Source organism: Bradyrhizobium sp. 147 (assembly GCF_023073935.1).
Classification (GTDB): Bacteria; Pseudomonadota; Alphaproteobacteria; order Rhizobiales; family Xanthobacteraceae; genus Bradyrhizobium.
The window spans coordinates 1-751 of sequence record NZ_JADPKL010000016.1 but is presented as its reverse complement, the minus strand read 5'-3'; the positions used below and the strand labels follow the sequence as shown (position 1 = coordinate 751).

The 751-nt window shown below is 63.5% G+C and carries 1 protein-coding gene; it reads left to right on the top strand.

Going from position 1 to position 751, the window contains the following annotated elements; genetic code table 11:
* Positions 1 to 743 (top strand): transposase (locus IVA87_RS04065; RefSeq protein WP_247332810.1); only part of this gene is annotated, 743 nt, incomplete at its 5' end.
* Between the last annotated feature and the right edge of the window lie 8 nt (positions 744 to 751).

Here is a 751-nt window from a genome sequence, read left to right as displayed (position 1 = left end):
CTCATGCCAAACAATTCAACCGGCATCAGCGACAGCTGCGCCTTCTGCGCAGCCGGCCGGGCCGGATCATCCGCGACATTCGCCGCAAGACCGAGGCCCAGGCCGCACTGGAGGAGGCATTCGCCCTGCCGCTGAGCCGAGCCACCCAGATCCGCTCGCAGCAGCAGCGCCAGCGCGGCTGGAAGTTGTATTCCTTCCATGCTCCAGAGGTCGAGTGCATCGGCAAGGGCAAGGCCGCCGCGCCCTATGAGTTCGGCGTGAAGGCCTCCATCGTCACCAACAACCAAAGAGCTCCCGGCGGCTTGTTCGTGCTCCACGCCTGCTCGCTGCCGGACAACCCCTACGACGGTCACACCCTTCGCGACGTCATCGAGCGCACCGAGAGCCTCACCGGCTGCCCGATCGAACGGGCCTATGTCGACAAGGGATATCGCGGCCACGACACACGAAATCCGCGCCGCGTCTTCATCTCGGGCCAGAAGCGCGGCGTCTTCGGCGTCATCAAGCGCGAGCTACGCCGCCGTTCCGCCATCGAGCCCATCATCGGACACATGAAGAACGAAGGTCACCTTGGCCGCTGCTATCTCAAAGGCCGCGCCGGAGATGCCGCTAACGTTCTCCTCTCGGCCGTTGGCCACAACCTCCGCCGTGTCCTGGCTTGGCTCAGAGACCTTTTGTCCCTCTTCCTGCTCTCACTCTGGCCAACGCTCAACTGTCCAGTTCAGCCCAATTCGGCTTATTAACGATCGAC